Below are 26,221 nucleotides of genomic sequence, written 5' to 3'. Positions count from 1 at the left end.
CCAGAGCCACGGTGGCCTGGACGCGGAAAGCCGCCTTCCCATCCGAAGCCTCGCAACCAGCAAGCCCTGCCCGAGGGGGGAACGAGAAGGCGCTGCCCCATGGACAGCCGCAACACTGCGTGGAACGTTGCGTCAGGCTGTGGGGAGATTGCCGTGAAGATGACTTTGGTCGTGAGGATGCCTTGGGTCATGAGCAGCGTGCTGTTGGGCATGCTGGGTTTGGTGTCGACTGCGTCGGCGCAGTCAGGCGGGACGAGAGCGGAATGCCGGGGCATGAACAATGTTCGCGCCTGCAGCTGTGCCCTCAATAATGGTGGCTCGGTCTCCGCCGATCCCCATCGCCCGGGCAAGATCAAATGGCAGGCCGCGCGCCGCGGAACGCCTGCACATATGGCCTTCATGAACTGCACAAATCGATCGGGGGCATAGTGGCCAGGAATTGAGGGCGCATGATCCTCAAACACGTTCTCTGGCCCGTGCTGCTCTACGGGCTGTTTTTCTGCGCGAGCTTCGGCGCCAGCTTTGCCGGCCTCATCTGGCTCACTGGCGCGGCATGGGACTGGCCGCTCTCCGAAGGGCACCGGGGGCTGGCCGTCATGTCGTTCTTCATAGCCGCATTCGCCACGGATCGATTCTGGCGCGTGTTTCTGTTGGGCGAATAGCCCATCGATCATCGACCAAAGGCGCATGGGAGCGACCTGGAACGACCAACCGGGGGTTGCTAGAGGCGTATTGGATTCCTCCCACGATTGGTTCGCCATGACGAAGCCTGCTGTTGTCGCCCTTCTCGCATTCGGTCTTTCCGCCTGCGTCAGCACTCTGGATCAAAAAATCCCGGAGACAGCAGACACGCCGCAACAGCGGAAGGCAGTTGCCGCCGTGGCGATCGAGAATCTCGGCCGCCATTGGGCCCTTGGCTATCTTCCTCTCAAGGTCCCCAGCATCTCAGGCCCCTTCGCGAGCAAGGGCATAACCGGCAGCACCGTCTTCGCCTACTGCATCAGCGCGATCTACGATCAAGGCCCGTTCCGAAAGGTCGTATACGGAAAGGCCAATGTCGGGCAAGCAGGCTCGAAGATCCACGTCAGTTATGCCGATACACGCGGTATCTCCTGCCAGGGAGAATCCCAGCCCTTCAACGAATTGGCTGAGCTTGTCGCCCAGAAGACCGGGGTGAGTGTGAAATCCGTCTTTGAACTGCCTCCGCCTGCATTCTAGACAAGCAACTGCGCGCCACGCCTAAGGGACGATTGCCGCCCGCCAAGCATTCACAGGCGTTCGTGATGTGGCGACGGCTCCGTCGCTTTTTCCGGTCGACTAAATGCTCAACCCGCTTCATCATACCCGGACCTAGATACAAGCGGGGCGTGCATATGGGGCGATGGCTTCGAGCGACCGGGGCAAGGCGAAACTCCGCTCACGGCTCGGTTTCCACCCTTGTTTCCGGTCTGGTCGGGCTCTTTGCAGCCTTGCCCGCCCAGGCGCAGTGCACGCCCGATCCGCCGGGATTCGGCGCAACGGTGACCTGCTCGGGCACTGATGTCGATGGTTTTGCGGCGCCGGCCAACACGCCCGTCACCATCAATGTCGCGCCGGGAGCGACCGTCCAGCAGGCTCCGGCGACAGGTCAGGCGATCACCTTCGGGCTGAACACGGCTGGAAACCTGCTCAACAACAATGGCTCGATCATCTCATCCGGAAACGCCGCCGGCACCTTTACCGGCGTGACCTTCTCGTCCGGGACAGGCGCCGGGACGAGCATCCTCAACAATTTCGGCATCTTGTCCGCGACGAACGCGGGAGCCGGCAATGCGCTCGCCGTGTCCCTCCTGCAGGGCAATGCGGCCTCGACCATCCAGATCGTCAATGCCACTGGTGCGACGATCGTCGGGACGGCGACAGGCGGCGGCACAGGCGTCGGCGTGAACCAGAATTTTGCGGCCGGCGCCACGGCACGCGCGCTGGTCATCGACAATAGCGGCATCATTCGCGGAACGACCAACGGCGTCGCTGCCGGCACCGGTGCATCCAGCGCGGCTCAGACCATCACCATCAATAACGGCGTCGGCGGCGCGGCGGCACAGATCAATGGCGGGACCGGCGCCGCGATCACCTTTGCCGGCAACGGCCTCAACACCGTCAACAACCTCGCCACAGGCACGATCAACGGCAACATCGTCAGCACCGGCAACGCGTCGATCGTCATCGACAATTCCGGCACCATCAATGGCAACATCAATCAGGGCAACAGCGCCGATACCTTCATCATGCGCGGCGGCGTGGTGAACGGCACTCTCGACCAGGGCAGCGGTCTCGGCGACGGCGTCGATCGCTTCACGATGACCGGCGGCACGATCAACGGCACCGTCAATCAGGGCGGCGAACTCGACTTCGCGACGGTGTCCGGCGGCGTCATCACCGGCGGACTGAACGAAGGCGACTTCGTCACGGTCACCGGCGGCCAGATCGGCTCGATCGACATGACGCTCGCCAATAACGTGCTGACCATGTCGGGCGGGCTGGTCGTCACCAATGTGCTGGCGGCGCAGAACAACGACACGCTCAACCTGTCGGGCGGGCGCATCGGCGGCTTCGTCAATTTCGGCAATGGCAACAACGTCTTCAACATCACTGGGGGCAGCGTCGGCGGCTTCCTGCTCAGCGGAACCGGCACCGACACGGTGAACTGGAGCGGCGGCGGCGTGCTCGAATCCGGCTTCCGGCTGGGCGCGGGCAATGACCTGGCCATCTTCACCGGTCTGACGGCGGCGCACATCGTGCCGGCCGCCGTGATCGATGGCGGGCCCGGCATCGATCGGCTGACCTGGAACAATACCAGCGCAACCGGGGTCGCCCGCTTCACCAACTGGGAGCTGTTTGAACTCACCAACAACTCGCAGCTCACCTTCGCCAGCACGCTGACCCTCGGCGACGCCGGCACCGGCACGGGCACGCTGTCGATCGATGCGACAAGCACCGTCTTCGCCGGGAATGGCGTGCATGCGATCGCGCCCTTCACGCCGGGCCAGCTGGTGACGGTCAACAATGCCGGCACCATCGATCTGACCAACGGCCCGGCGGCCGCGAGCGACAGCCTCATGATCATCGGCAACTATGCCGGCCAGAACGCGCGCATGCGGTTGCAGACGGTACTTGGCGACAGCGCCTCGCCATCGGACCAGTTGATCATCTCCGGCGGCTTGGCGAGCGGGCAGACCGGGATCACGGTCGTCAACCTGGGCGGAACCGGCGCACTGACATTCGGCAGCGGCATCAAGGTGGTCGACACCCTGAACGGTGCGACGACCGCAGCCGGAGCCTTCAGCCAGGCCGGGCCGATTGCGGCGGGGGCCTTCGAATACGCCCTCTATCGCGGCGGCATCGCGGCGGGCACCGAGCAGAACTGGTATCTCCGCTCCACCCTGCCCCCGCCGACAACCGTGGTGCCGCAGCCTCAACTGGCTGTAGGCGCCGAGAGCGCCATCCTGGCGCCATCGCCGGGCGCACCGACGATTGCAACCCCGGACGGGCCGGTGGTGGCGCTCTATCGTCCCGAAGTCGCCACGAATGCGCTCACATCCGCGACCGCGCGCATGGTCGCGCTCAGCACGCTCGGAACCTTTCACGAGCGCCAGGGCGACCAGGACCTGTTGCGGGGAACCGGCATCGCGTCGGCCGGATGGGGACGCATCTTCGGCCAGCAGCGCGAACAGCGGTTCTCGGGCGATGTCAGCCCGGAATTCAAGGGCAGCATCATCGGCCTGCAGACCGGCCTCGATCTCTACGGCATCGACTGGCCAAGCGGACATCGTGACCGTTTCGGCGCCTTTTTCGGCTATGGGCGGGCCGAGGGGGACGTGCGCGGCTTCGCCCTCGGGCAGTTGCGCGCCTCCACCGGCAAGCTCGGGCTCAATTCCTACAGCCTCGGCGCCTACTGGACCCATATCGGCCCGGCCGGCTGGTATCTCGACACCGTCCTGATGAACAGCTGGCTCGATGGCACGCCCCGTTCCGACCGCGGCATCCGGTCTGAAGCCGATGGCACGGTCTTCACCGGCTCGCTCGAGGCAGGCTATCCCATCGCTCTTGGCGGCGGCTTCGTCCTGGAGCCGCAGGGCCAGCTCATCTGGCAACGCACATCGCTCGACCGGACGAGGGATCTGTTCTCCGCGATCAGCCAGGACAGCAGCGACGCGCTGACCGGCCGGATCGGCGCACGCCTGCGGGGCAGCCTGCTCTGGGGCACGACGGAGATCAGGCCCTATCTGACCGCCAATCTCTGGCGCAGCTTCGGCGGCAGCGACAAGACGCTCTTCGACACCAACCTGATCACGACGCAGCGCGGCGCGACCGCCTTCGAAATCGGCGGCGGCGTCACGGCGCAGGTCACGCCGGCGGTCAGCCTCTACGCCAAGGCGAGCTACCTGACCAATGCCGACTCGAATCGCAGCCGCGGCTTTGGCGGAAATCTCGGGCTTCGCGTGACATGGTAGCGGCGATGAAGCTTTGACATCCGCCGCCGAGCTCTGCGCGCCGCCGCGGCGTGCCTCGTCTGTCCGGAAGCGGACTTGCCCAGAAGCTGACTTGCCCGGCAGCCCCGGGGCCTTCGCCGGCACCAGGCGCCAGAGCTCTTTCGACTCGCCTTGACGCCGGTCACGCCCCACCTTCCTGGCGGGCGCCTTGCAGCCTAAAGCATCGGCCCGAAAAGTGGATTGCGGTTTTCGGGAAAGTCGATGCACACAAGGAAGGTTAGGTCATCGGACCGGATACGATATCCGGTCGGATGATCTAAGCTGTGGGATCCCTGGAGGTTGAATGATGGCAACCCTGGAACGCGCGATCGATATTGCGGCAGAGGCTCACTCCGGCCAGCTCGACAAGACCGGCGCCCCCTATATCGCCCACCCGATGCGGCTGATGGTCCACTTCCTGACAGGTGGCAATGAGGAATCGGCGATCATCGCGGCGCTGCACGATGTCGTCCAGGATTCGAAATGGACGCTCGCCGACCTGCATCGCGAGGGCTTCTCGCAGGAGATCCTGTCTGCGCTCGAAGCCCTGACCCGGCGCGAGGGCGAGGAATACGTCGACTATATCCGGCGCGCCGCCGGCCACCCGTTGGCGCGCTTCGTCAAGGAAGCCGATATCCGGGACAACCTGGCGGAAGAGCGGATGAACAAGGTCTATGACCGCGAAAGGCTTTTCAACAAGTATTCCGCGGGGTTGCGCGTACTCGCTGAGACCCCGCTCAAACGCTAGATCGCCGCGCGTCCGTTCGGACGCAGGAGGGGCGATCCATCTCTTTGTTTGAGCATCGGATCTTTCCGAAAAACCGGATTCCACTTTTCGGTCCGATGCTTTAGCGCGCAGCCTATGGAGCAGCAGCCGTCGCGAGAGGCGACGGCTGCGATGGCTGCCTTTGCATCGGCTTCCACTTTTCGGGCCGATGCTTGGAGCCCTCAGCCATTGCTGGCGAAGCGTGTGCTGCGCGGGTCGCCCTCCGGCAGGACCTCGGGCTGCTTCCAGACGACGCCGTTCGGCGTCGGGATCGGGGTCATGGTCAGCTGGTATTGCGGCTGGCCGCGGAAATTCGGATCGCCCGGCTGCTCGCTCTGGATCTGGTAGCGCAGCAGCATCGCGAAATCCTCATGCGCGGTGTTGTGGCAATGGCTGACATAGGATCCGCCGAACTCGCCGAAGCGCACCTGGAACTTGACCCGGCCGGAGGGTCGCAACCGCCAGACATCCTTGCGCACCAGCCGCTCCGTCGCGGGGATCGGCGCGCCGCCGCGATCGATCGTGACGCCCTCCTCGAAATGCAGGTGGATCGGATGATCCCAGCCGTCGCCACCATTGACCAGCGTCCAATGCTCGACCTCGCCCGGCTTCGGGATCAAGAGCGAGATGCGGTTGGCATTCAGGGAATGGGCGCTTTCGCCATTGATCTTGACCGTCCAGGGGAAGTTCAGGATGTCTCCGCATTCCGGCACGCACTGGCCGTCGGGCGTGCTGCGTGAATCGCCGGTGCCGGATCGCCCGAACTCGATCACGCGTTCGCGCACCGGCGCGACGATCGGGATCTGGGCGGTCAGCGTCTTCGTCCCCGTGCGCCAGTCGGGATCGGCGAAATTGGCGCTGCGATCGGCATCAAGCGGATTGCTGGCATTGTAGAGCTTGCCGGGATTGTCGACGCTCTGGAGCTGGTTGACCACCCGGAATTCGAGGAACGGACCGATGCAGGGGTCGTTGTCATCGCCCTTGAAGGCCGAGCCCATCGAGACCGGCCCCTTGGGAAGACGCCCATCGACCTGCTTCAGCAGGTTGACCAGATAGATGCTGTCGCCCGGTTCGAACGCGGCAAAGTCGATGACGATGTCGAAGCGCTCCGCCACGCCCATCTCGTCGGTCTCGGTCAGGGCAATCGGGTTGACCAGCAGGTTGCCATCATTGGCAATGAAGTAGAACGGTACATTGGTCAGCCGCGCAAAGCGGCGGCTCTTGTTGACGGCCAGCGCCAGCTTGACGAAGCGAGCCATCGCCGCATTCAGGATGCGGAAGCGGTAGCGCCGCGGCAGCACTTCGAAATAGGGGTAATAGGTGCCGTTGACGCAAAGCATGTCGCCGAGGAAGCCGTCGGTGTCGAAAATATCGAAACGGCATTGGCCATTGGCGTCGAAGGCCGGGTTCGAGATCGCCAGGTTGACGTCGAAGTCGAGATTGCCCCATTTCAGCTGCGAGCCGCTCGGCAGCCGCAGGTTGATGCCGTCATTGAGGTCCTCGCGGCCGCGATCCGGGCCGCTATAGACATTGCACAGCCCGAAAATGCCCTTGTGCACGTTCTCTGCGGTGAAGAAGAAGCGGTGGTCGTGGAACCAGAGGCTGCCCTGGATCTCGCGGAAATCACCGGGGACCTGGACCAGCCCCTCGCGGTCATCCGGCCCCGAGCATTTGCGGGCATAGTCGCGGTCGCCGGTCGGCCAGACATTCGGCATGTCGCGCCGGGCCATCGCCATGCCCCAATGGTAATCGTAGAAAGTGCCGGGGAAATGATAGGCGTTGCAGGCGCCGTCGCTTTCGGCGCCGTTATGGGCGTTATGGAGATGGATCGAAATCTCGTTGCGCCCGAAGCCGCCATTCTTCTTCCGGTCGACCGGCAGGTCGTTATAGATCCGGGTCAGGATCGGCTCGCCATAGCGCGCCTTGATCAGGGTCGGCTGCCCAATCCCGGTGCGCAGGCCCGCAATCCGCCCCTCGCGGCCGGGTGCGCGCGGACCGAAGGTCCACATCGAGGTCGCATTCTGCTCGGGCATGCCGTCGCAGAAAGAGCAGCCAGGCTTGATCTGTCCGAGTGACAGCAGATAGCCCTTCCTGGGATAGAATTCCTCCCAGCGCTGATGCGCGAAGAACTCGCCGGGCGGGCGCCCCTCGAACGGCCCGGCATTGGTCACCGGGTTGCGGTAGAGCGCACCGCCGGAATTGGTGAAGTCGCTGTGGTAGGAGAAGTTCCTGGCCGGCAGTTCCTGGGCGCCCGCGGCCCCTCCCCACGCTGCGTCGCCATTCGACATGCGCGTCAGTGGCACTGGTTTCAGCACGTCTGGCCGCGGCATCGGGTCATGGAACTTGGCGACGCCGAAGGTCGGGCTGCGCGGCGCGCCCGTCGGCACCTGGGCATAGGCGCTCTTGGCGAAGGGGCTGAGGCCGTTCTTCGCGATCAGCAGGCCGCCTGCCGTGAAATAGCCCCAGCGCAGCAGATCGCGCTTGGTGATATCGCCGACCGACAGCGCCTTGACGATCTCGAGCCGGTTGTCCAGCGCACGCTGGGCCTCCCTCAGCCGCAAACCCTTGGTCAGACGCGGTAGATACATGCCGGCCTCCCCCTTTGCCGCAGCTGCGGCAGAATTACAGTACCGTTAATAGCTGGAGGGTGCCGCGAATTGTAGAGAATATGGTCCGGCGATCCGTGCGGCGAAGGTCAGACCGCGAATCTATACTTAAGAAGGGGCCGCGGCAGCGCTCTGCACAGGTCGGCGCCATTCACGGTTCGATGCACAGATTCAGGGCAGGTTTTCTCCCCTGGATCGCAGTCTCCGCTCCCGTCTTACAGCCCGCTTCCGGCCCCAGGTGGGCGCCCTCCCCCAAGCCGCGCGCCCCGGCGGACGCTGCCGCGACGATGCGGGCCTGTGGAAGGCACGCTTCCCCGAATCTCCCTTGGCCCGCTGTCAAAGCCTGTCGGCGTCGATCACCGCCTGGGCGAAGGCCTGCGGCGCCTCTTGCGGCGGATTGTGGCCGATGCCGCCGGTGAAGAGACGGTGCTCGTATTTGCCGGTGAAGCGCTTCGCATAGGCCGCGGGCTCGGGATGCGGCGCGCCATTGGCATCGCCCTCGATGGTGATCGTCGGCACGCCGATCGTCGGAAACATGGCGAGCTTCCTCTCGAGTTCGTCGTATTGCGGCTCGCCCGCGGCCAGGCCGAGCCGCCAGCGGTAATTATGGATCGAGATGGCGACATGGTCGGGGTTGTCGAGGGCCGTGGCCGAGCGCGCGAAGGTCGCGTCGTCAAAGGCCCATTTCGGCGAGGCCAGTTCCCAGATCAGGCGGGCGAAATCGCGGGTGTATTTCGTGTATCCCGCCTGCCCGCGCTCGGTCGCGAAATAATACTGGTACCACCATTGCAGTTCGGCCTTCGGCGGAAGCGGCGCCTTGTTCAGCTCCTGGCTGCCGATGAGATAGCCGCTGACAGAGACCATCGCCTTGCAGCGCTCCGGCCAGAGCGCGGCGACGATATTGGCGGTCCGGGCGCCCCAGTCATAGCCGGCGATGACCGTCTTCCCGATCTTCAGCGCGTCCAGCAAGGCGATGATATCGGTCGCAAGCGCCGCCTGCTGGCCGTTGCGCGGCGTCTCGGCCGACAGGAAGCGGGTGCTGCCATAGCCCCGCAGATGGGGCACGATCACCCGGTATCCGGCCCCGGCGAGAATGGGGGCGACATCGACATAGCTGTGGATGTCATAGGGCCAGCCATGCAGCAGCAGCACCGGCGGGCCATCCGCAGGCCCGGCCTCGGCATAGCAGACCTCGAGAACGCCGGCCTCGATCCGCTTCAGCGCGGCAAACGAGGTCTGCGCGCCCTGCCCCGCGCTGCCCGCCGGGGCGGCGGGTGATGGGCGCGACTGCGCGCGGGCACTGCCGATCGCACTGAGGGGAGCAAGCGCCGCTCCCAGCGCCAGGGTACCGAGGAAACTCCTCCTGGGGTGATCGATCTGCTCCGACATGGCTCTTTTCCCGATGGCTTGAATGACAAGGGATGGAAGCGGGTCCACTGTATCCCGGCTGTGTCGCCGCGCGGCCGATCGTGCAAGCGCGCGTAGCATCGGGTGGCCTGGATACGGAGAGATACAATCCGCTCGCCGCCATTGGACATCCATCTGGGGCGTCCACGGCAGCGGCCCGAGCCTCTATAGCGGTCACTCCAGCCACGGCGCCCCCCCAATGACCCCTGGCCAGTCCGGTGCGAACTCCAGGCTGCCAGCCCAAACGGAACGATCCGGGGGGTTGGTCTCGCTTGAGCTCGCATTCCACCTCCAGAAGCAAAGCAGCGGCAACCGGCACCCTATTTCTCCTCGGGGGGCTCGACCTCCGTCGCGCCTGATCATTCCGCCGGGACAGCGCCTCTCGAAGCGCAGGTGACAGGTTGCGTCAGCCAAATGTCAGCTTGAGCGGCGTAGTCTCCCGTCGTCACCGCACCTGCACGCCCCGGAAGCCCTTCACGGACCGGCGAAGAAGACCGCGAACGCCACGTCACTCAGCACGTATTCCGCCGGGCTCCTCTCGGTCGGATAATGCTGCCGTGAGCAGGACGCTTCCGGTCCGGGTTGGGACTGTCAATCATAAGACCCCCCAGGGAGGATAATCATGGTCACCCGATATGCTTCCCGTTTTTCCACCACGTCCCGCGTAAAGCCTCTGACGGCAGACCATAGCGGCCGCGCAATCGGCGATCTCGGAACCGTCATGCTGGTCGCGCTGCCGCTGCTCTTCGCTACGGGCGGAGCCGATGCCGCGGCATCGGCAGGTTGCGAGGGCGGTGGCTTCACCGTGCTGGGTCGCACCCAGAACGCCACGATCCCCGCCAGCGCCCTTGGGACGAGTTTTCGCGTGCAGGGCAAATATGCCCAGTTCGATGTCGACTCGGCGACCCTGGGCATCCGCAACTTCACGCTGACCGGCGCGCCAAACCCGCTCGATATCACGGGAGGAGTGCCGACGCCGGTCTTCGCCAGCAAGCTCCCCGACCATCGCGGGTTGTCGCTGACCAGTTCACTCACCGTTGAGATCAAGGAGACCGAGATCGAGATCGGGCGAACCGGCCGCGATCTCAGCATGAAGATCCAGGCCAAGGACTGCGCGACTGGCGGCATCTTCCAGATGGAGGTCGAGCGCGAGGACGGAACGCCGACGCTGTTCACCCATATCCTGGCCGAAGGCGCCAACCCCAGCCTGAAGGCGTTCTATTTCGACAACCGCAACTTCCGGAACCGGGAAGGCGACGAGGTTCCCTTCAAGGACATCACGGTCATCGTCCCGGCACGCGTCAATTTCGGCAATGACTTCTCCCGCAAGTTCGTCGGCAGGGACAGCCCGCAGGTTGCCACGCGCAGGGCGGAGCCGGGCTGCGTGAACCAGATCACCACCCGCTTCCCCGGTGCCCCCGCGACGGTGCGTCATTGCGGCGGCGTGTCCCGCTGGGACGTCGCGAGCGGTGGCCGCATGGGCCAGGTGATGGGCGAGGATGCCGTCGAGGTCGCCCCGCCGGCCACGGAATGCGTCCAGAACTGCCAGGCGCAGAACCGGGTTCGCGGCCGGTCCACGGTCCTTGGCTTCCCATTCCCGGTGGATTTGGCAGACCGACTCCAGCCGCGCTCCCCGCCACAACCTGCCTTCGGCGCAGCGCAGACGGTTGCGACCAACCCGCAATAGGCGGGCGCTTGCCACGGGGTTCTCGAGCCACGACATGAGCGCGCCGGTGATGCGCGCTCGAACCCGCGAGGTCCTGTCCGTCGACGACCTGGTCCGCCGGCTCAATGCGAAGCGCCGGGACGCCATGAAGGCATCACTCGGGGGCGGCAGCAGGGTTCGTCAACCGGGGAAAGCCGACGCAGGTGCCCCGCCGTTCCGGGGGGCGCGGCGGGGCTCTCAGGCCGTGATGACGCCGGAAGGGGATCGCGGCGCCAGGACGTCCCAACAACGCATTGCAGCGCCCCTGGTTCCACAGCCTGCCCGGCATTCGGCGCCGGCAATCCACCTCTCGGGCCGATGCTTCAGATCACGCTGCGGTTGGACGAAATCGTCCACACGCTGAAAACGGTGATCGACTCTCATGGCTGAGCATGCTCGATGCGAAAAACCGTTGCCACTGTTTCGCAGCAGGCTCTAGGCGTGCAGCCTGAACTTCTCCAGGGCACGCCTCGCAAGGTCCTCGTCATCGATGGCGACCATCACCAGGTTCGTCACGATCGAGGCCAGCCTCTGCCGTTCGCGCTCGCGGTCCTGCCTCTCGTCGAGGCTTGGCCTGATTTTCTCCCAGGCCGCATCCAAGGCCGCCTGGGCGCGCGCAATGTCCACCGGATCCCTGAGCGATGAGAATGGCATCGTCGCTCCCCCCAAAGAACTGACTGCCAAGAACTGACTGCATCCTAAATCAGGCCATCGCGCTCCGAAATGCAAGCTCTCCAGCGTAAGAAGGCCCGCCACCCCTTTCGGAGCGGCGGGCCAGTGTCATGGGTCTCTCGCAAATGCCGGGATAACCAACCGCCTTGAGCGTGGTTCCCGCTCCCCCGCCAATTCTTTCGGACTCGGACAGGACTGGAGACGGCGTCGTCTCCGGCAATCACGGATCGAGCCACTGCGTCGCGGCGTCTGTGGGGAACGCAGACGCGGCCCGGCAGCTGATCTCCGTCCGACCTTCGGAGGAGGTGCATCATGCCGGCGAAATCCAAAGCCCGGCGGGAGCGGCGCTCGCCGCCAAGCGGGGCGAGATGAAGACCAGCGATGACTGAAAAGGAGCTGCACGACCTGGCTTCGACCAAGCGCAAGGGCAAACCCGAGCGCATGTCCAAGTCGCACTGAATCTCGCTCGCCATCCCCGAATGTGGCGAGCGGAACCGAGTGACCCTGCCACTGGGGGCTATCGGCAGAGCCCCATGAAGCGACGAGATGGAGGCTGTGTTTTCTTTCGCCGACCAAAGGAACTTCCTGCCGGGATGAGCGTTATGCGCGCGGCCACAGGAGGCGTCCGTGAAAACGCTGGTGTCGGGCTGCCTGGTCTTCCTCCTCGGCGGGTTGTGGTCGGTCCTGGCCGGCCCCGGACCAGGACTCGGACCAATGTCCGAGCTTTTCTGGACGGCCATGGCGCTGGCAGCAACCGTCAGTGCCGCGGGGTTGGATGCGTTGGACGATTGAGAGCTGCCTGCTGAGAGCTGCAGCCTGCGCTCCAGCGGCCTTCATCGGGAGGGCGTGGTGCGCCGACGCGTACCACCGAGCTCCGACCGCCGCTTTGCGCCAGGTTCACGCCGGTCCAGCGCCAGTTTGGCCAGGATGCAGCCGAACACCGCAATCATCAGCGGCGGCGTCCGCAACCGTGCGATCAGGAAACCCAAGGGAATCGCAAACTGCTTGGGATATCGTCCCTCAGCGATATCGCGGGCGATCCACAACCCGATGAAATGAACGAGCGCGCGCATGCGTCTTCCCTCCCGCAAGCGATGAGATGACGGCACCAGGAGGGTTTCGCCTCGTGCGTCGAAGGACGTCACTGCCGCCGCTTCTTGGGCGCCCCGGGTTTCGCCGGGCTCTCAGCAGCGACCGGATCGCTCGCCGGAAAGGTCGCCTTCAGGGCCTTGTTGAGCCGCTCGTCTTCCGTCCCTTCGCGTTCCGCCTTGCGTTGCGCCTTCTGCTCCTTGCGGAGGCTCTCCACAGCCGGGTTCGATTCTGGGCGCATCTCTCAACCTCGTTCATTGCCACACCCCATGGAAACGCCGCGAGGTTCGATCCGTTCCAAGGCTGCGCCGAAGCCCGCGACAGCCTCACGTCATGGCGCCGGTACAGGCCGGCAGGGCGAGACCGGCTCCGGCAACGAACAGCAGCGCGATGCCCGAGAGGCCATCAAGCGCGATGGCAACTCCTGCCAGGAAACGTGCCGTCCCCTCCTCGCCCAGCCGGCGCCCCTCGACACGCAGATGGCAGCCAAGCGCCACGATCGCCAGCACTGTCGCGCTCGCGAGCAGAATGCCATGACTATCGCCGCCCGCGGTCCGGCAGAGCAGGGATTCCGCGGCGTAGACCACGATGAAATGAAGCGCCCACACCGTCGGCCCGAACAGGATCGATAGGCCGCGGCCGGCCGGGCTGCGCCAGCTCGTCACGGCCCGACCAGTCGTGGAAAGCCGTGGGTCAGAGCCATGCCCAGCAGGCTCTGGCTGATGGCGTAGCCCCAGAGCAGCGCCAGGTTGTCGAACACCACGCGACGCTCGGACGTCAGGCGCCCGGCGATGCTGCGGGCGATCGCAAAGGCGGCCATGATCGTCACGGCTGCCGCGATCTGAAGCTGAAGCACGGTGTTGGCATAGACCATCGCCGCGTACCCGCTGGCCTGCGGCCGCAGACCGGCCCGCCAGTGCGCGAGCAGGTCGAGCGCGAGCCCGCCCAGGAGAGCCAACGTGCCGAACCCGATCAGCATCATGAAGGCGGTGCCCGGCACATGATCGCGTTGCGACAGGGAGTGCGCGCCAAACAGCATCGCCGCGCTGGCAAACAGCATTCCTGCGGCACCGAGCGGGCGGGACAGGCCCGGCAGCGCGGCCCCGTCCGGCCAGGTCTGGGCTGAGACGGTCCAGAGGTAGAGATACCCAAACGCATACGAGACATAGAGTGCAGCGGCGACGAGCATCAGGATCACCATCGCCCACCAGCCGAGCGAGACCGGCCCCGACGCGTAGGTCGGAAGGGTGATGCCGCCGCCGATATCGACCGGCTCGGTCGGGGCTGGATCGCTGTCCCACATCCAGACGATGATCGAGACGACTGCGAGCACGCCGGACATCGCCGCCAGCGTGACGAGCTTCACCGTCAGAAGCAGGAAGAAGCCGGCGGTGAAGACGGCGGCGGCGACATGGGCCCAGCCGGGAGCGCTCAGCCGCATCAGATATTGCGGCTCGGCATCAACTGGGGAGGTGACGATGGTCTCGCGCGCGCCCGTCGCGGATCGCGGCAGGTAATAGCGGCCCGCCTCGACATCGCGGGCAAGATCAGGCTCCGTCCAGAGCGGGTCGCGGCTCGAGATCCGCGGTATGCTGCGCGTGCCATAGGGATGGTTCGGCAGCCATTCGAGCGTGCCGGCCTGCCAGATATTGCCGGCGGTTTTGCTGCTGAGCCGCATATGGCGGATGAAATCGACGAGGAAGGCGAAAACCCCTGCGGCCAGCATGAAAGCGCCGATGGTCGAGACCAGATTGAGCCCATCCCACCCCATCCCCGCCGGATAGGTATAGACCCGTCGCGGCATGCCGATCAGGCCGGTGATGTGCATCGGCAGGAAGGCGATGTTGAAGCCGGCGAAAATCAGCCCGAAAGCCCAGCGACCGAGCCGCTCTGAAAGCGCGCGGCGGCTGAAGGCGGGCGTCCAGTAATAGATCGCGGCAAAGAGGGGAAAGACCATTCCGCCAAACAGCACGTAATGGAGATGGGCGACGACGAAATAGCTGTCATGAGCCTGCCGGTCGAACGGGACCATCGCCACCATCACGCCGGTCAGCCCGCCCAGCGTGAAGATCAGGAGGAAGCCGATGACGAAGAGCGAGGGCACGGTGAGCCGCAACCGCCCCGAGGCGATCGTCGCGATCCAGGCGAAGACCTGGATGCCGCTCGGGATCGCGACCGCCATGCTTGCGGCCGAGAAGAAGCCGAGCGATCGGGCAGGAATGCCGGTGGTGAACATGTGGTGGACCCACAGCCCGAACGAGAAGGAGCCGACAGCGATCAGCGCCACCACGATCAGCCGATAGCCGACGAGCGGCGTGCCCGCCATCGTCGGCACGATCATCGAGACCATCCCGGCTGCCGGCAGGAAGATGATGTAGACGTCGGGATGGCCGAAGAACCAGAACAGGTGCTGCCAGAGCAGCGCATCGCCGCCGCGCTCGGCAATGAAGAAGGGCCAGTCGAAGGCTCTCTCCAGCTCGAGCAGAATCGTCGCCAGGATCACCGCCGGGAAGGCGAAGACGATCATCCCGGCAAAGACCAGCATCGTCCAGGCCAGGATCGGCATGCGGGCGAGCGTCATGCCGGGTGCGCGGGTCCGCAGCACGCCGACGATGATCTCGATGGCGCCGGCGATCGCCGAGATCTCGATGAAGCCGATGCCGAGCAGCCACCAATCCGCGCCGACGCCCGGCGAGAAGCGCATGCCCGTCAGGGGCGGATACATGAACCAGCCGCCCGAGGGCGCGACACCGAAGAACAGCGTGCAGAAGAAGACGAGACCGCCGACGACATAGGCCCAAAGCGCAAATGCGCCAAGCCGGGGGAATGGCAGGTCGCGCGCACCCAGCATCGCCGGCAGCAGCAAAATGCCCACCGCTTCAACCGCCGGTACGGCGAAGAGGAACATCATCACCGTGCCATGCATGGTGAAGATCTGGTTGTAGGTTTCCTGCGACAGGAATTCGTTGCCGGGCGCGGCCAGCTGCAGCCGGATCAGCAGGCCGAGCACCCCGGCAAGAAGGAAGAACAGAAAAGCGGTCGCGAGATAGAAATGACCGATCGTCGTGTTGTTGACGTCGCTGACGATGCGCCATCCCTTTGGACTGGCCCAGATGGTTTCGAGGCTGCGCAACTCGTCAGCGGGGCTTGGGCCTGGGTTCGGCAGAGCCTTTTCGCCTGCGGACCCGGTCATGCGGATCGCGCTCATTTCAGGCTCGAGAGATAGGCGGCCACGGCGTCAAGCTCCTCATCGGAGAAGATCCGGAACTCCGGCATCAGATTGCCTGGCTTGACCGACTGCCCGCGACTGATGAACCGGACGAGATTCTCGGTGGAGTTCGGAATCGTCGCAGCCGCCAGAAAGCGACGCCCACCGACACGCGATAGATCGGGGCCGATCGTGCCCGCGGCCGGCGTGCCCCGAATGCCGTGGCAGGCGCCGCAACCAGCCGCCTGGAAAAGCCCCTGTCCGCGAGCGATGCCCTCGCCGAGACGCGGCGCTTGTGTCGATATCAGCCAGGCATCGAATTCGTCCGGCGCCACGGCGTGGATTTCGAGCGCCATCAGCGCATGGGCCCCGCCGCAATATTCAGCGCACTGGCCCCGGTAGATCCCCGGCCTGTCGGCCTTGATCCGCAGCGTATTCGTTCGGCCGGGGATCATGTCCAGCTTTCCGCCCAGGTTCGGCACCCAGAAGGAGTGGATGACATCGGCGGTGTGCAGCACCAGATCGATCTCGCGTCCCACAGGTATCCGGAGCTCGTTAGCGTCGGCGAGCAGGCTGCCATCGGAGCCGGGATAGCTGATGCGCCACCACCATCGCTCGCCCGTGACCTCGATGCGCAACGCCGCTGGCCGACCCAGCGCAAGCGACTCGCGCATCAGCCAGACTCCACAGCCGAGCAGGATCGCGAGCGTCACCACCGGAAAGACGATGCCGCCGAGCCTGATCGCCCGCTCGCCCCCGAGCGCCTGGCGCAAGCGCTCCGGGCCGCGCATGGCCATGACGAGCGAGCCGGCGACGACGAGCAGGATCGCGCCGGCCCCTGCGAACAGAATCCAGGTCAGGAACGCGATGCGGCCCGCCTCCTCCCCGCCTGGTGCCAGTGCCGACTGCATCTCGCTGCAGCCGGCCAGGCTCGTTGTCGCAGTGACAATCAGGAGAGCTCTGCAGCACCTCATCGCCCCAGGCCTCCGGCGGAGACAGAGGCGGCCGGCTGAGCGGCGAAATAGGCTGCGACGTCGGCCGCCTGCTCGGCGCTGAGCCGACGCGCGATCGGGGCCATGACCTGACCGGACGGGCTGCGATCGTTCAAGCCGGCACGCCAGGCGCGAAGCTGGCCCAGCAGATACCGGACAGGCTGGCCGGCCAGCCGCGGGTAGGATGGCAGGGCACTCGCACCATGGCAGTCGAGGCAGGCAGGGATGCCGAGTGACGGAACGCCGTGACGCGCCAGAGCCGCACCGCGATCGACCGCGGCGCCATCGGCAGGAAGCGGATTGTGTCGCGGCGGCGAAGACAGCCCGGCATAGAAGCTCGCGAGTTGCTCGATCTGGCGTTCGGAAAGGTCCGAGGCGGCCGTCTGCATGATCCCGCTTTCGCGCGTCCCGGCCGCAAAGGCGCGCAGCGCGCCGGCGAGCATCGCCTTCGGCTGACCGTGCAGGACCGGGACGAGGTCGCTCTTGGGGCCTTCGACGGCCCCGTGGCAACGCGCACAGGCACCGATCGCATCCTCTCCACTCTCGCCGGTCGCGATTTCGCGCCCGCTTGGCGGGTCGATCCTGACCTCGCCGAAGGCCAGAGCGCGGTAGCCGCGCTCGTCGAGTTCCGGCAGCCGCCGCAGGAAGGCCACGAGCGCCCAGACCTCGTCATCGCGCTCCAGCACGGGCCAGCCCGGCATGCCGGCATATTTCAGTCCATGCTTCACGATCCAGAACAGTTCACCGTCGCGCCACAGGCCGACTTTCTCCGAAAGGTCCGGCGGTGGTGGCAGCATCCTGGCCGCGACCGGGCTGATCGGCTGGCCCGGTGCGCCATGGCAATAGGAGCAGCCGGCATGGAAATGGCCAGCGCCAAGCCGGACTAGATTGTCGTCCTCCTGCCGCGGCAACGTATCCTTGGGCGCCCGCGCCCGGACCGAATTCTCCATTCCGAAGCGCAGGAAACTGTCGAAGAGCTGGAAGTGGCCGGTGCTGGCGGCGACGTTGTAGACCCCGAGCCAGGCGAACAGGAACACGCCGGCAAGGCCAAGCGCGACAAGCATGGCGAGGGCGGCAACAAGCCGCCGCCAGCTGCCGAGCAGCCAGAGGCTGGTCGATCTAGCGCGGGCGAGCAGGGACATCGCCATCCACCTGCCCGATGTCGAGACCACGCAGCATCCGGGCCGCCAGCATGACGCCCGCACCGAGATAGCTCAGCGGGCAGGCCGTGATCATCAGGAGACCGGCAAGCTGCTGATCGGCGAGAGTCGACGGGCCGGTCGCGCACAGCGCAAGCACGAGGCCGGGCAACCCATAGAGATCCCGGGGCGCGAAGATCAGAAGCGCGCCGAGAAGGCAGGCGAACTTGCCGGTGAGCATCAGCGCGGCGAGCGCGTGCCAGCCACCGGCCGGGACAGCCGCCAGCACCCTGCGCCAGAACTGGACGGCCGCCCCGCCAAGCAGGACGAGAAGCGCAGTCTGGACAAGGCTGGACCCGGCCGCAGCCTGCTGCATCGCAGGCGCGTGCCAGGCCCAGAGCAGGACGAGCTGGAACAGCCCTGCCATCCCTATCCGGTGTGGCCCTGCTCTCTCCCTGCGCGGCGAGAGGAGGAGCGCAATGAGGGGAGCCAGGACATTCATGATGGCAAGATGCTGCAGCATCTGCAGCGACAAGGGGCCGAACTCGCCCACCGTCGCAATGACAAGCGCCCCCGCCGCGGCAACGAGCGCGGAACTCGCCAGGATGGCCATCGCGCCATCCGGTCCCACCATGCCGTCGTGTTGAACGAAAGTGCGGCGCAAGACCTTCCCCCCTCGCTTGCCAACGAACGGTGGCCGCGAGAGGTTCCATGGCTCGTCTCCCCGACGGGTCGAGGCAGGCGAACAAAATGCCGGGGTTTTACGTTCACCGCTCACGAGACGGCGGGCCGACCGCCCCCGCAGCCCAGCAGGAGTGCCAATCATGGCGACCACGCGCCGCGTCATCCACATCGCCAGCGTTGCCGCCTCGGCGCTCGCCATTGCGGCTTGCGCAGGTTCCGGCCGGTCCACCCTCAACGAAGAAGCCGGCTACGGGCCCAATCCGACCCTGCCCGAACCACAGACGTCATGGCTTCCGACCATCAAGGTCGCCGATGCCATCGGCTGGAAGCAGGGCGAGAGACCGACCGCGCCGACCGGCGGGCGGGTGACGGCATTCGCGACAGGGCTGCAGCACCCGCGCTGGCTCTATGAATTGCCCAATGGTGACGTGCTGGTGGCGGAAAGCGACGCGCCACCGAAGCCGGCGGACAAGAGCGGTGGCATCCGCGGCTGGGTGCAGGGCCTCTTCATGAAAAAGGCCGGGTCACAGACACCGAGCGCCAACCGGATCACCTTGCTGCGCGACGCGGATGGCGACGGCGTCGCCGAAACGAAGAGCATCTTCCTGGAGAACCTCAATTCGCCGTTCGGCATGGTTCTGGTCGGCGACCAGCTCTACATCGCCAATGCCGACGCGGTCGTCCGTGTCCCCTACAAGCCGGGCGAAACCAGAAGCGCAGGCACGCCGGTGACGGTCGCCGACCTGCCCGCCGGCAGAAACCACCATTGGACGAAGAGCCTGACCGCCAGCGCCGACGGCTCCAGGCTCTATGTCGGCGTCGGCTCCAATTCCAATGTCGCCGAGAACGGCATGACGGAGGAGGTACGGCGCGCAGCCGTGCTCGAAATCGACCCGGCGACGGGCGCGGCGCAGGTCTTTGCGTCGGGCTTGCGCAACCCTGTCGGAATCGACTGGAACCCCGCCACCCGGGAACTCTGGGTGGCGGTCAACGAGCGCGACGAGATCGGCGACGATCTGGTGCCGGACTACATGACATCGGTGAAGCGCGGCGGCTTCTATGGCTGGCCCTACAGCTATTACGGCCAGCATATCGACAGGCGGGTCGAGCCGCAGCGCCCGGAGCTCGTCGCCGAGGCGATCAAGCCGGATTACGCGCTGGGTTCACACACCGCGTCGCTCGGGCTGGCGTTCGTGCCGAACGGGCGGCTCGGGCCGCGCTATCAGGGTGGCGCCTTCGTCGGCCAGCACGGCTCGTGGAACCGCTCGCGCCCGGTCGGCTATCGCGTGATCTTCATCCCCTTTACCGGCGGCAAGCCCGCCGGCATGCCGCAAGAGATCCTCACCGGTTTCCTGAACGAAAAGGGCGAGGCGCGGGGGCGCCCGGTGGGCGTACGGGTCGACCGGCGGGGCGGCCTGCTGGTCGCCGATGATGTCGGCAACGCGGTCTGGCGCGTGGCATTGCCGACGGGTTGACCTCCGCCAGCCCGCGAGCCTGCAGCGAGGCAATCCAAGGCGAGCGAACTTCCGCCTCGCATCGGCGTTGTGCTCGCAGGGGCTAGTCGAGAACGAACTGGCCGCCGCCCGGGAGAGAGCAATGTCTTACGGCACGAGGACCGACCACTATCCCGCAACATCGAAATTGCTTCACTGGCTCATTGCCATCTGTGTGCTGACGACCGCACCGGTGGCGATCGCGATGACACGCGTGGAGAAAGGGCCGACACAGGACCTTCTCTATAATTTCCACAAGTCGCTCGGCGTCACGATCCTGCTGCTGATGATCCTGCGGCTAGTCAACAGGCTCGTCATGGGCGCGCCGATCGCCGATCCGGGAATCGAGCCCTGGCAGAAGACCGTATCCTCCGCCGTCCATACCTCGCTCTATGTTCTGCTGATCGCCATGCCGATCGTCGGCTACACCGCCAACTCCGTTTACGGTGCGCCGACACCGTTCTTCGGGCTGTTCAATCTTCCCCCCATCCTCGGCAAGGACGAAGCTTTGGCGGAGACGTTGTTTACGCTTCATCGCTGGGTCGGGTATTTTCTGATCGTCATCATCGTGACGCATATCGGCGCAGCGCTGTATCATGCATTGATCCGCCGCGACGTCGTCCTGAAGCGCATGCTGCCGCAAGCCATGGGCGGGTTCTGAGCAGCCATCCCCAGTCGCGAAGGACCGGACCCGAACCCGATCCTCAGGCCGGACGCCCAGTGCCCAGTCTCACGCCAAACATGGGAGAGGCCCGCCATTCTCGGCGGGCCTCTCCGTTTTCAGGTCATCATTCGATGATCTGCACGATCCTGCGGGTCCTCGGCTCGACCAGCACCGTCTGATCGTTCACGACCGTGTAGCGATACTTGGTCTTCCCGAAACGCGCCGGAACCTCCCGATACGTGACGGATTGGGGAAGCGTCGCGCCGACGACGACCTTCTCGCGATAGGCCACCGAAGGAACCCGCTGCTCCGTCACATAGGTGCGGAATTCGGCGCGCCGGTTGGCCGCGATGCCGCCGGCGATCGCGCCAGCCGCGGCGCCACCGACAGCTCCGACCGCGGCGCCCGCCGGCCCGCCGACAATCGCACCACCGACAGCTCCGGTTCCCGCGCCGGCCGCGGCACCACCTGCCGCACCGGGATTGGGCTGTTGCGCCGACACGGCCATAGGCAGGGCGACGAGCGCAGCCACAAGGGCAATCTTCCTGATCATGATCGATCTCCCGTGAGCCCCCGCCGGAGTACGGAACACTCTTCCAAGTCATTGGTTCCATGAACAATTATTCAGGAAAGGCATGTTCAGACGAAGAGACCTCGGGGCGATCTTGCGGCGCGGTAGCGGTGAGATCGACGTCGCATTCGACCGGTCGCGCGCGACGAAGGTCGTCCTGCCTTAAGGTTATGAGCATGACTTGATTGAGTATCGGCCAGAAGACGCATTACGATGAGTTGGCTGCCTTGAAACGAGGGCCCGGGACTGCCGATGATCTCGCTGACACTGTCCGATGGATCTCCGGTTCAACTGCTCGCTCGCCGGGTCGCCCGCATCAGGCGGGCTCTTCCCAGCGACGGCGACCCTCTCGCCAAGACGCGCATCGACTGCGTCGATCTCCTGCTGGTGATCGAGCTTCCGGACTATGTCGCGGCTGTCGTGGGCGAGAAACTGCCAACGCTTGCGGAACTTGCGCTACCGGACGGATCGCCGGTCTGGTTCGACGCCGAGAAAGCATCGGGGCCGCTTCCACTGGATTCCAGGCACCAGGCGGATGGAATCCTGTCGTCCCTCGAGATCAGCGGCAAGCGGCAGTTCGTCGGCAATTCCCACGAAGATGTTGCCGAGGCGATAGCCACCGCCGGTGGAGCCGCGCTCCCGATCCCCAGGGCTGGTCCTTTGCGTAAGGCGATCGGTCTCCTTCGCTCGATACGCGACATCCGATCTCACGATAGTGAATGGGACTAGATAATCGAACGGACTTTGGTCCGATGACGGATCAGACGGGTCGTGAGACCTTTAGTACTACAGATGGCCTCAGAATGGTTTCATAACTCTCCTTCAGCCGGATGGGCGGGACAAGAGTTGACGATCAATCCTTGGCTCATAGCGGAGCAATGCGAGTCCGCAAACTGCACGGTTGCTGTCTGGACGGGCGAGAGCCCCACGGCAACCTTCATCGGCATTCGCGCAGCTGCGCGCTATGCGAACGCAGCGTTTCTCGGCGGCTCGATTGTCGAGATCATCATCGACCACAACAATGGTTGCGCCATCATCATCCGGGATGACGATCTGATCGCGCTGCTCGAATACGCTGCCTTCAACTAGCCGGCCGAATTCGCCGTAGCGGAACGCGAGATCTGGAGATGCGCTACACGGCCAGGAACGCGAACTCCGCGCGACTCGGAAGGGGGAAGCGATGACGAAGGCAATCTGCGCGCTCACATTCGAAGTCGGTCTCGCAATTGCGTCGGCGACCATGCTTGTCGCGGCACCGGCATTGGCCGCGGATCAGGGGCGGTGGCCAGGCACGAGCGTGGGCAAGCCGACGCCGAAAATTCCGGGAATTCCCAAAGCCCTGGCCCGGAATCTCGGCAATTTCGACGACCTGGATTTCCACGTCTACACCGGACAGCAGTGGGAGCACCTTCACCGGAGCCACGCGCAGGACATCGTCGTGCACTATCCGGACGGGCACACCAGCAAGGGTATCCCCGACCACATCAAGGAGCTGGCGTTCATGTGGACCTTCGCTCCGGACAACCGGATCACCGAGCACCCGGTGCGCTTCGGCACGGCAGACGGCGAATGGACCGCGGTCATGGGATTCCTCGACGGCACCTTCACCAAGCCGATGACGCTGCCCAACGGCGCAGTGATCCAGCCGACCGGCAAGGCCTATCACCTTCCGATGACGACCCTTGGGCACTGGAACAAACAGGGCACCATGGATGAAGAATATCTGTTCTGGGACAACGCCACCCTGATGCAGCAGATTGGAGCGGCCAAGTAACGGAGCAGTTCGCCCGGCGGACCGTATCGACCAAACCCTGGCACGCCATAGGCCTTTGGTTGCGCCGCTTCACTGCCTTGGGCCGGCCGCCGATCGGCATTTTCGGGTATCGCCAGTCACCCAGCGGAAAATGCCGGCCAGCGCAGCGGCCAAGGCCGCGCCGACCGGCTTGCCCGCGATGGGAGGGGAGAAAGCGAGCAATACCAGCCTACATCGTTCGATGACCAAGAGTACAGCGGTGATTGCAACTTCGCTATGCATTCATTATTTCAAAATTGAAAGCAATTCCGGTATTGTCGCTACGACATCGGAATACGATCGACTGCATATCTACTTGGAAAACCGCCTTCGCACGGCAGCTAAACGGCCGGCCCGACTGCACCTGGCCATCCCCGCCCCATCCCCGCCCTTCCATTGCGGCGGTCCGGTTGACCGTCATGCTCCGGGGAATGCGCCATGGGCAACTCGGACGTCCGGCCCGGAGCAGCCTCAGGCCCCGGAGAGCAGCGAGGCGCCGACATTGATGCCGAAGGCCAGGATGGCGGTGTTGAAGAAGAACGAGAGAATGGAATGGGCCAGGACCATCGTCCTGACCTGCCGCGTGGTGACGCCGATATCAGATGTCTGCGAGGTGCAGCCGATCGTGTAGGAGAAATAGAGGAAATCGACATAGTCGGGCTCTCCCTTGCCTGGAAAATCCAGGCCGCCCTCGGCGCCGTCATCGCTGTAGAAATCATGCGCGTAGTGCAGCGTGAAGAAGGCGTGCACCAGCGCCCAGGAGCTGACGATGGTGACCGCGCCCAGCGCCAGGTGCAGCGCTCTCTCGTCAGGCGGCACGCTCTGCAGGCGGGCGAGCTGAATGCCGATGGCGGCAATGCTCGCCGCGGCTGCCAGGCAGGCGATGATCAGGATCGCGAGCGCGCCTTCATCTTGCTCGGCGGCGCGCGCCTTGATCTGTTCGATGCTCTCGCCAAAGATCATCGTGGTCAGCAGCCCGAGATAGACGATGGCGCCGGCGTCCCATGCGACCAGGAACCGGGTCGACCACCGCCAATCGCCCGGCAGCAGGATCGTCAGCACCGCAATCGCCGCGAGCGCGATCACAAGGCGGGGTCGAATGAGCAGGGATCGTGGCAGCAGCTTCATCAGGTCTCACGCCTGCAGGCCGGGGAATGCGTCCAGGACGGAGCGATCACGGTTGGATCATCGGACCGGATCGCATCCGATCGGATGATCCAACTTTCCGTGTTTGCACCGGCTTTCCCCAAAACCGCAATCCATAGTGCGGGCCAATACTTTAATCCCGGGTGACCACATGGTCTGGCGCACCACGGACGGCAGGGGAAGGAACCGACCAAGACTGCGTCCACGTCTCGGAGAGGATGCGGTTTCGCGCCTTGAGATGGGCGCGCAAGTCGGCAGTTTGCCCTACCGGCAGTGTCGCGTCGAGGATGACACGAAAGCCTTTCGCGGCGGGATTGGCATCGATGATGGTGTTGGTGATCGAACCGGCCGTCGCTGAGGCGACAATCTCGACACGCTTGGGGTCGTTCAGGAAATACCCCAGGTCACCGTCCGCAAAATCGATGATGAAACGCTGCTTGCCCATGCCATCGGCATCGGGCTCGCGGCTGTCCCAGCCGCTGAAGCTGTTACGGACCTGCGCCATCGGATGCAGGTCGTTCGTCGTCGACAAGGCCGCGATGCGATAGGTGAATTCGCTCGCCTTGCCGATCTCGAGCGGCTGTGCCGGCGTCCAGCAGGCCACGATATTGTCGAATGCCTCGTTGTTGGTCGGGATCTCGATCAGGTCGACGCGGCCCTCGCCCCATTCACCGATGGGCTCGACCCAGTAGCCCGGCCGCGCGTGATAGTGCGCTTCCAGATCCTGATAATGCCCGTATTCGCGGTCGCGCTGCATCAGGCCAAAGCCTCGCGGATCGCGGTCGCCAAAACTGGAAATCCGCAAGCTCCCGGGATTGCGGATGGGCCGCCAGATCCAGTCACCGGAACCGGTCTGCATCAGCAGCCCGTCGGAGTCGTGAACTTCCGGCCGGAAATCGGTTCGGTGTCCAAGATCGCCCTCGCCCGCGAGAAACATGGAGGTCAGCGGAGCGATGCCGATCCGCGGGATTTCGACGCGCGGCAGAATGGTGGCCGTGACCGTCGTCGAGGTTTTGCGGCCGGGCGACACGACATAGCGGAATGCGCCCGTCACGGAAGGGGAATCCAGGAGGGCGTAGATCACGAGGTCGAGGCTGTCTGCCCCCGGCTCTTCCAGCCACAGGGCGCGGAAGAAGGGAAACTCCTCGGGCTGCTTGCCACCGACATCGATCGCGAGGGAGCGGGCAGAAAGCCCGTAGCGGTGGCCCCGCCCGATCAGCCTGAAATAGCTCGCCCCCAGGAACGAGATCACCTCATCCTGGACCTTGGGATTGTTGAGAGTGGTCGTCACCGCAAACCCGGCAAATCCAAGGGAGGGTGAAAGCTGTTTGGGAACCGGCACCTTGCCGTATTCAAACAGGCCTGTCGTGAACGGGATCGGGATGGCGTTGCCATTCTTCACGACATGCAGCTGCACCGGCTTGTTGTGCAGGAAGCCGAGATGAAACGGGTGCAGGCGAAAGTCGGACCCGCTCTCCTGCCACAAGGCCTTTTCCCGGCGGAAGCGGATCTCGCGGTAGCTGTCATAGGTCAGTTTCGACAACTCCGGCGGAATCGTCAGACCGCCGGGATCGAAGGGCCGCTCGCCCAGCAGGCGCGCCTGCGTGACGACATCGTCGTAGCCAAACCGGACAGCGCCTGGTTGAGGCGTCGGAGCAGCCTGCGAACCCCGCCCGCTTGCAAGGAAAGCCGTCGAGACGAGCGTCGCCAGAGCGGAGCGACGTGTGAGGAAGTGGCTGCAGCCTGCGTTCATCATGATGGGCCCGTCATTCCAAT

24 protein-coding genes and 1 pseudogene are annotated in these 26,221 nt (G+C 65.0%); 12 read left to right on the top strand and 13 right to left on the bottom strand.

Translation table 11 applies throughout. The features are described from left to right. The first annotated feature begins 449 nt into the window (after positions 1–449). The 4 genes from FG93_RS17115 (at position 450) to FG93_RS17100 (ending at position 5,259) form a co-directional block, all read left to right on the top strand. Positions 450–662 (top strand): hypothetical protein, encoded by a 213-nt coding sequence (locus FG93_RS17115; protein WP_043236438.1) that lies wholly within the window; start codon positions 450–452, stop codon positions 660–662. A gap of 97 nt (positions 663–759) precedes the next feature. After that, complete coding sequence (locus FG93_RS17110; protein WP_043236435.1) at positions 760–1,218, top strand: hypothetical protein; 459 nt, start codon at positions 760–762, stop codon at positions 1,216–1,218. 155 nt (positions 1,219–1,373) lie between these two features. Continuing rightward, entirely contained in the window at positions 1,374–4,493 is a 3,120-nt protein-coding gene (locus FG93_RS17105; protein WP_161783835.1) for an autotransporter outer membrane beta-barrel domain-containing protein, read from the top strand. Between the two features lie 322 nt (positions 4,494–4,815). Next, positions 4,816–5,259 (top strand): HD domain-containing protein, encoded by a 444-nt coding sequence (locus FG93_RS17100; RefSeq protein WP_200878123.1) that lies wholly within the window; start codon positions 4,816–4,818, stop codon positions 5,257–5,259. A gap of 200 nt (positions 5,260–5,459) precedes the next feature. Here the strand turns inward: FG93_RS17100 and FG93_RS17095 are convergent, their stop codons facing one another. Then, complete coding sequence (locus FG93_RS17095) at positions 5,460–7,865, bottom strand: multicopper oxidase family protein (RefSeq protein WP_043236434.1); 2,406 nt, start codon at positions 7,863–7,865, stop codon at positions 5,460–5,462. A 354-nt stretch (positions 7,866–8,219) separates the two neighbouring features. Next, complete coding sequence (locus FG93_RS17090) at positions 8,220–9,272, bottom strand: alpha/beta fold hydrolase (RefSeq protein ID WP_043236432.1); 1,053 nt, start codon at positions 9,270–9,272, stop codon at positions 8,220–8,222. 640 nt (positions 9,273–9,912) lie between these two features. Between FG93_RS17090 and FG93_RS17085 the strand changes: the two genes are divergently transcribed. Then, positions 9,913–10,977 (top strand): hypothetical protein, encoded by a 1,065-nt coding sequence (locus FG93_RS17085; RefSeq protein ID WP_200878122.1) that lies wholly within the window; start codon positions 9,913–9,915, stop codon positions 10,975–10,977. 453 nt (positions 10,978–11,430) lie between these two features. Here FG93_RS17085 and FG93_RS17080 read toward each other — a convergent pair whose 3' ends face one another. Continuing rightward, the gene (locus FG93_RS17080) at positions 11,431–11,649 is read right to left on the bottom strand and encodes a hypothetical protein (RefSeq protein WP_152579478.1); all 219 of its coding nucleotides are present in this window, start codon (positions 11,647–11,649) and stop codon (positions 11,431–11,433) included. Between the two features lie 330 nt (positions 11,650–11,979). Between FG93_RS17080 and FG93_RS32460 the strand changes: the two are divergent. Together FG93_RS32460 and FG93_RS32920 are read left to right on the top strand one after the other, a co-directional pair. Then, positions 11,980–12,126 (top strand): annotated as a pseudogene (locus FG93_RS32460) (DUF3008 family protein). A 168-nt stretch (positions 12,127–12,294) separates the two neighbouring features. Beyond that, positions 12,295–12,459, top strand: coding sequence for a hypothetical protein (locus FG93_RS32920; protein WP_161783834.1), 165 nt, complete (start codon positions 12,295–12,297; stop codon positions 12,457–12,459). Positions 12,460–12,500: 41 nt separating this feature from the next. On the opposite strand, the gene FG93_RS17075 is transcribed toward FG93_RS32920, so the two are convergent. The 7 genes from FG93_RS17075 to FG93_RS17045 all read right to left on the bottom strand — a co-directional run bounded on the left by FG93_RS17075 (position 12,501) and on the right by FG93_RS17045 (position 18,759). Continuing rightward, on the bottom strand, positions 12,501–12,740 hold the full coding sequence (locus FG93_RS17075) for a hypothetical protein (RefSeq protein ID WP_043236427.1): 240 nt from the start codon (positions 12,738–12,740) through the stop codon (positions 12,501–12,503). A 68-nt stretch (positions 12,741–12,808) separates the two neighbouring features. Then, positions 12,809–12,997 (bottom strand): hypothetical protein, encoded by a 189-nt coding sequence (locus FG93_RS17070; RefSeq protein ID WP_043236426.1) that lies wholly within the window; start codon positions 12,995–12,997, stop codon positions 12,809–12,811. 85 nt (positions 12,998–13,082) lie between these two features. Then, positions 13,083–13,421 (bottom strand): hypothetical protein, encoded by a 339-nt coding sequence (locus FG93_RS17065; RefSeq protein ID WP_043236425.1) that lies wholly within the window; start codon positions 13,419–13,421, stop codon positions 13,083–13,085. Continuing rightward, positions 13,418–15,949, bottom strand: coding sequence for a cytochrome c oxidase subunit I (gene ctaD / locus FG93_RS17060; protein WP_043236575.1), 2,532 nt, complete (start codon positions 15,947–15,949; stop codon positions 13,418–13,420). Before ctaD ends, FG93_RS17065 begins: the two co-directional genes overlap by 4 nt. Before the next feature lie 11 nt (positions 15,950–15,960). Next, positions 15,961–16,875, bottom strand: a complete 915-nt coding sequence (gene coxB / locus FG93_RS17055; protein ID WP_244448643.1) for a cytochrome c oxidase subunit II — start codon at positions 16,873–16,875, stop codon at positions 15,961–15,963. Between the two features lie 59 nt (positions 16,876–16,934). After that, positions 16,935–18,098 (bottom strand): c-type cytochrome, encoded by a 1,164-nt coding sequence (locus tag FG93_RS17050; protein ID WP_161783833.1) that lies wholly within the window; start codon positions 18,096–18,098, stop codon positions 16,935–16,937. Beyond that, positions 18,076–18,759, bottom strand: coding sequence for a cytochrome c oxidase assembly protein (locus FG93_RS17045; RefSeq protein WP_200878121.1), 684 nt, complete (start codon positions 18,757–18,759; stop codon positions 18,076–18,078). The genes FG93_RS17050 and FG93_RS17045 overlap by 23 nt, the downstream gene beginning before the upstream one ends. A 160-nt stretch (positions 18,760–18,919) precedes the next feature. Here FG93_RS17045 and FG93_RS17040 point away from each other — a divergent pair, with 160 nt between their 5' ends. Further along, a complete protein-coding gene (locus FG93_RS17040; RefSeq protein WP_043236422.1) occupies positions 18,920–20,254 on the top strand; it encodes a sorbosone dehydrogenase family protein in 1,335 nt (444 codons plus the stop codon). A 121-nt stretch (positions 20,255–20,375) separates the two neighbouring features. Next, a complete protein-coding gene (locus FG93_RS17035) occupies positions 20,376–20,933 on the top strand; it encodes a cytochrome b (protein WP_043236420.1) in 558 nt (185 codons plus the stop codon). Positions 20,934–21,060: 127 nt separating this feature from the next. Here the strand turns inward: FG93_RS17035 and FG93_RS17030 are convergent, their stop codons facing one another. Continuing rightward, positions 21,061–21,489 (bottom strand): DUF1236 domain-containing protein, encoded by a 429-nt coding sequence (locus FG93_RS17030; RefSeq protein ID WP_043236419.1) that lies wholly within the window; start codon positions 21,487–21,489, stop codon positions 21,061–21,063. Positions 21,490–21,759: 270 nt separating this feature from the next. On the opposite strand from FG93_RS17030, the gene FG93_RS17025 reads away from it, so the two are divergent. The 3 genes from FG93_RS17025 (at position 21,760) to FG93_RS17015 (ending at position 23,281) form a co-directional block, all read left to right on the top strand. Beyond that, positions 21,760–22,236: a hypothetical protein gene (locus FG93_RS17025; RefSeq protein WP_043236417.1), complete on the top strand. Its 477-nt coding sequence runs from the start codon at positions 21,760–21,762 to the stop codon at positions 22,234–22,236. A gap of 117 nt (positions 22,237–22,353) precedes the next feature. Then, a complete protein-coding gene (locus FG93_RS17020) occupies positions 22,354–22,596 on the top strand; it encodes a hypothetical protein (RefSeq protein ID WP_043236416.1) in 243 nt (80 codons plus the stop codon). A 91-nt stretch (positions 22,597–22,687) separates the two neighbouring features. Next, the gene (locus tag FG93_RS17015) at positions 22,688–23,281 is read left to right on the top strand and encodes an ester cyclase (protein ID WP_043236414.1); all 594 of its coding nucleotides are present in this window, start codon (positions 22,688–22,690) and stop codon (positions 23,279–23,281) included. A gap of 489 nt (positions 23,282–23,770) precedes the next feature. Here FG93_RS17015 and FG93_RS17010 read toward each other — a convergent pair whose 3' ends face one another. Both FG93_RS17010 and FG93_RS17005 read right to left on the bottom strand, forming a co-directional pair. Continuing rightward, positions 23,771–24,427, bottom strand: a complete 657-nt coding sequence (locus FG93_RS17010) for a DUF1345 domain-containing protein (protein WP_043236412.1) — start codon at positions 24,425–24,427, stop codon at positions 23,771–23,773. A 151-nt stretch (positions 24,428–24,578) separates the two neighbouring features. Next, positions 24,579–26,201: a glucan biosynthesis protein gene (locus tag FG93_RS17005; RefSeq protein ID WP_244448642.1), complete on the bottom strand. Its 1,623-nt coding sequence runs from the start codon at positions 26,199–26,201 to the stop codon at positions 24,579–24,581. Positions 26,202–26,221: the final 20 nt, after the last annotated feature.

It is taken from the genome of Allobosea sp. LC85 (assembly GCF_000735605.1).
Lineage (GTDB): Bacteria > Pseudomonadota > Alphaproteobacteria > Rhizobiales > Beijerinckiaceae > Allobosea.
This window is presented reverse-complemented; position numbering and strand designations above follow the sequence as displayed.

What these genes read in the sequence shown, in the direction of transcription:
- FG93_RS17115 (WP_043236438.1), top strand. Translation starts at nt 450, where the DNA reads ATGATCCTCAAACACGTTCTCTGGCCCGTGCTGCTCTACGGGCTGTTT.
- FG93_RS17110 (WP_043236435.1), top strand. Translation starts at nt 760, where the DNA reads ATGACGAAGCCTGCTGTTGTCGCCCTTCTCGCATTCGGTCTTTCCGCC.
- FG93_RS17105 (WP_161783835.1), top strand. Translation starts at nt 1,374, where the DNA reads ATGGGGCGATGGCTTCGAGCGACCGGGGCAAGGCGAAACTCCGCTCAC.
- FG93_RS17100 (WP_200878123.1), top strand. Translation starts at nt 4,816, where the DNA reads ATGATGGCAACCCTGGAACGCGCGATCGATATTGCGGCAGAGGCTCAC.
- FG93_RS17095 (WP_043236434.1), bottom strand. Translation starts at nt 7,865, where the DNA reads ATGTATCTACCGCGTCTGACCAAGGGTTTGCGGCTGAGGGAGGCCCAG.
- FG93_RS17090 (WP_043236432.1), bottom strand. Translation starts at nt 9,272, where the DNA reads ATGTCGGAGCAGATCGATCACCCCAGGAGGAGTTTCCTCGGTACCCTG.
- FG93_RS17085 (WP_200878122.1), top strand. Translation starts at nt 9,913, where the DNA reads ATGGTCACCCGATATGCTTCCCGTTTTTCCACCACGTCCCGCGTAAAG.
- FG93_RS17080 (WP_152579478.1), bottom strand. Translation starts at nt 11,649, where the DNA reads ATGCCATTCTCATCGCTCAGGGATCCGGTGGACATTGCGCGCGCCCAG.
- FG93_RS17075 (WP_043236427.1), bottom strand. Translation starts at nt 12,740, where the DNA reads ATGCGCGCGCTCGTTCATTTCATCGGGTTGTGGATCGCCCGCGATATC.
- FG93_RS17070 (WP_043236426.1), bottom strand. Translation starts at nt 12,997, where the DNA reads ATGCGCCCAGAATCGAACCCGGCTGTGGAGAGCCTCCGCAAGGAGCAG.
- ctaD (WP_043236575.1), bottom strand. Translation starts at nt 15,949, where the DNA reads ATGACCGGGTCCGCAGGCGAAAAGGCTCTGCCGAACCCAGGCCCAAGC.
- coxB (WP_244448643.1), bottom strand. Translation starts at nt 16,875, where the DNA reads ATGCAGTCGGCACTGGCACCAGGCGGGGAGGAGGCGGGCCGCATCGCG.
- FG93_RS17050 (WP_161783833.1), bottom strand. Translation starts at nt 18,098, where the DNA reads ATGTCCCTGCTCGCCCGCGCTAGATCGACCAGCCTCTGGCTGCTCGGC.
- FG93_RS17040 (WP_043236422.1), top strand. Translation starts at nt 18,920, where the DNA reads ATGGCGACCACGCGCCGCGTCATCCACATCGCCAGCGTTGCCGCCTCG.
- FG93_RS17035 (WP_043236420.1), top strand. Translation starts at nt 20,376, where the DNA reads ATGTCTTACGGCACGAGGACCGACCACTATCCCGCAACATCGAAATTG.
- FG93_RS17030 (WP_043236419.1), bottom strand. Translation starts at nt 21,489, where the DNA reads ATGATCAGGAAGATTGCCCTTGTGGCTGCGCTCGTCGCCCTGCCTATG.
- FG93_RS17025 (WP_043236417.1), top strand. Translation starts at nt 21,760, where the DNA reads ATGATCTCGCTGACACTGTCCGATGGATCTCCGGTTCAACTGCTCGCT.
- FG93_RS17015 (WP_043236414.1), top strand. Translation starts at nt 22,688, where the DNA reads ATGACGAAGGCAATCTGCGCGCTCACATTCGAAGTCGGTCTCGCAATT.
- FG93_RS17010 (WP_043236412.1), bottom strand. Translation starts at nt 24,427, where the DNA reads ATGAAGCTGCTGCCACGATCCCTGCTCATTCGACCCCGCCTTGTGATC.
- FG93_RS17005 (WP_244448642.1), bottom strand. Translation starts at nt 26,201, where the DNA reads ATGATGAACGCAGGCTGCAGCCACTTCCTCACACGTCGCTCCGCTCTG.